Source organism: Acinetobacter sp. A3 (genome assembly GCF_012371415.1).
Lineage (GTDB): Bacteria > Pseudomonadota > Gammaproteobacteria > Pseudomonadales > Moraxellaceae > Acinetobacter.
This window is the reverse complement of sequence record NZ_JAAZQW010000064.1, coordinates 3723-6995: the sequence shown is the minus strand read 5'-3', so window position 1 is coordinate 6995 and position 3273 is coordinate 3723. Positions and strand designations below refer to the sequence as shown.

Annotated in this window: 1 protein-coding gene, 3 pseudogenes and 1 other annotated feature; all 4 genes and pseudogenes read left to right on the top strand. The window is 38.6% G+C overall.

Annotation, left to right across the window (positions count from 1 at the left end; genetic code table 11):
• Positions 1-339 precede the first annotated feature (339 nt).
• A pseudogene (locus tag HHA42_RS12820) lies at positions 340-471 on the top strand (universal stress protein); the annotation flags it as partial.
• Between the two features lie 326 nt (positions 472-797).
• A pseudogene (locus tag HHA42_RS12810) lies at positions 798-2045 on the top strand (IS3 family transposase).
• Positions 1087-1203, top strand: a sequence feature (AL1L pseudoknot). Its footprint overlaps the pseudogene before it by 117 nt.
• 38 nt (positions 2046-2083) lie before the next feature.
• Positions 2084-2339: pseudogene (locus HHA42_RS12805) on the top strand (transposase); the annotation flags it as partial.
• A gap of 194 nt (positions 2340-2533) precedes the next feature.
• Positions 2534-3273, top strand: a 740-nt coding sequence (locus HHA42_RS12800; RefSeq protein ID WP_168526772.1) for a BapA prefix-like domain-containing protein, incomplete at its 3' end; no start/stop codon positions are given.

Below are 3273 nucleotides of genomic sequence, written 5' to 3'. Positions count from 1 at the left end.
ACACCAACAACCTTATCAAGCGGATTATTGAGCATGAATTCTCAATAATTTGCTTGACGTTTCAGACGGTATCTCTTTCTTGTGCAACAGTATTGCTGACTTCCTAACAGCAAGAGGGAATTTCGCTGATATGAATTAGAAAATGATTTTAAAAGTATTTTAATGATCTGAATTTAAGTGTTTGGCCTAATGGCTGAATTATTCTTCTAATTATCGGTCAATCATATAAAAGTTAACATATTTCAAGTCAAGCCTTACAGATTTCGCTGCACATTTTTGAATGCTTATGCTAAGTTAAAAATAACTAAGAAATTTTTATCATAACTAGAGAGGCTAAACATGAAACGTGTCATCGCCTGCATCGACTCATCACCATGTATAAACGCGCTGGCAGACGCGGCTGCATGGATTGCCAAACAGACTGGACGTGAACTGGTCTTGTTACAGGTTCTGGATTATTACCAATCTGCTACATAAATGGATTCGTCAGTCCAGATCAATGCCCCCTGCATTAAAAACCCCATCCATTCCACAGACTGACTTTCTTCCGGTCATTCTTCACCCGACTCCAGTCAAACAAGAAGCACCTCTACCACCTGTGCCAGAGAAGAAAGCTGTCGCTCATATCAGGATTCCATTACATGAGGCACCAAGTTCCGCAAGGGATCAGATGATCGAGATCGACTGGCCGGTGGAGTCAGTAACTGAATTACTGAACCGTACCGGGTTTGTCGGAGACCAAGCTTTCTGAGATGAGAAGCATTGCTTCGCAAGACGTAGCGAAGCGTAGTGTCCCGATGAAAAAAGTAAAATATACCCCTGAAATCAGAGAAAGAGCGGTTCAATTATTGATTGAATCCGAGAAAGATTATCCATCGAATTGGGCTGCGATCACCGCTATTGCTCCCTGAGCAGTATACTGCGCAAGGGTTGTACTCCTGAAACTCTACGTGTTTGGTATCAAAAATATTTAGATAAACAAAACCCAATTAAAGTACAGCAACTTTCAGATCAAGAACGTATTAAACAACTCGAACGTGAAAATAAAGAACTGCAACGTGCTAACGAAATTCTACGTAAAGCAGCCGCTTTTTTCGCCCAGGCGGAGCTCGACCGCCCACACAAATAATGGTAGATTTCATCCATAACAATAAGGCGTTATATGGTGTTGAGGCGATTTGCAGGATTTTACCGATCGCGGCTTCTACCTATTATCGAACACTAGATTTCGTTGAAAACCCAGAACATCGAGCAAAGCGAGATCTACATGACTTGCATCATGCTGAACAAATTAAACGAATTTGGAAGGAAAGTTCAGGTCGATATGGTGTGCGTAAAGTTTGGCAAAAATTGAAACGTGAAGGCTATGTTATTGCTCGCTGTACAGTTGCTCGATTGATGCAAAAACTAGGTATACAAGGTGTTTGGCGTGGTAAGAATAAACAAACTACCCGTAGCCGAGAGGATCAAAAACGAGCAGATGACTTGGTGAAACGCAATTTTAGTGCTGATCATCCTGACCCTTGCGAAGCAATACTTCTCAGGTCGCTGACTTCACGTATATTCAAACAAATTCAGGCTGGGTTTATACTGCATTTATTATTGATGTCTTCTCACGAGCAATTGTTGGATGGAAAGTATCGACACGGATGAATACAGATATGGTGCTCGATGCACTTGAGCAAGCGTTACATGCTCGAGACATGCCAAAGAATGTGATTCACCATAGTGACAGAGGGGTTCAATATCTTTCCATTCGCTATACCAATCGTTTAGAAGCAGCAAATTTACGAGCATCAGTCGGTACGACCGGTGATTCATACGATAATGCTTTGGCTGAAACAGTGAATGGCTTATACAAAACAGAGGTGATTGAATATTTAAAAGCAGATTGGCAAGGTTTAGCGGATGTACAACTTGCGACATTAAATTGGGTAGATTGGTTCAATAAAGAGCGTGTACATAGTGCACTAGGTTATGTGCCACCTTTTGATTTTGAAGCAATGTACTATGATAAAATTAATCCGTTAGGTCAGGTGGCCTAACTTAAATAAAAAGTCTCCGACAAACCCGGTACGGTTCAAAGGGTTATGACTCTGAATCCTTGAGAGAGCAGATAGAAAAACGGGTACTCAAGCCAATATTCCCAAGAAATTCAATACACTTTCAAATAATGATCATATGGGTTGGTATTTATATAAAAAATCAGGTATTTAGTTGAGAACACCTTTGCAAGACTAAAGCAATTTAGAGGAATTACCACACGCTATAACAAGCTAAAGCGAAACTATGAAAATTCGGTTGCCTTAGCTTGTATCTTTATTTGGTTACAATTATGAAATATTAACGGCTTCTAATAAAATAAAAACAATAGCTTGATTTTAATTTTTTTATGAAAGAATACAAAAAATGTTTTATACCAATATTTATGTTGGGTATATTTATGCGATGAAATTCACATACATTTACTTGTAAAGTAAGGTGAATAATTGTTTAATTACGTTAATTATAAGTGTACTTTTTTAGGGTTTTTATGCAAGTTCAGATTATTTCTAAAGAGAATGGTAGTAATAGTGTAATAAACGAGATAGTAGAAAAAATTTTATTGAGTGAGAACTCGATTGTTTTAATAGACACAAAAATAGAAGATATAGATAAAATTGATTATCTAAATAATCAGGCTGTTATTACTTTAAAAAATGGTGAAAAAATAATAGTTGATAACTTTAATGTAGAAGAAAGTTCATTGGTATTTAGAAATGAACAGTCTGAGTTATTTATATATGATTTTAATTCAGTGAGTTACAACCCTCTATCAAATATTGAATTACTTTTGAACGATTCAGGCAATTTTTTAATCGATCTATGGCCTTGGGCAGCTGGTGCAGTAGCAATTGGAGCATTGGCTGGAGCAGGTGGTGGTTCAAGTGGGAAAAGTCAGACTAATATAGCTCATGAAGAAGCGAAAAATGTAGCGGATGCAGAATCTGCGATTGTTGATGCAATTGATACAACGGAAGCAGCAAAAACTAATCCGACTGAAGAAACTATTGCTGCAGCGGAAGATGCGATTAACGTTGCAGAAGAAGCGATTGCCAAAGTGACGGATGCAGACAAGCAAGCTGAACTGGTTGCTGACCTGAAGGACGCACAAGACAACCTTGCAGAAGCAATCGAAGCGAAAAATGTAGCGGACGCGAACTCAGCGATTGCTGATGCGATTGATGCAGCAGAAGAAGCGAAAGTAGATCCGACTGAAGCGAATATTGATGC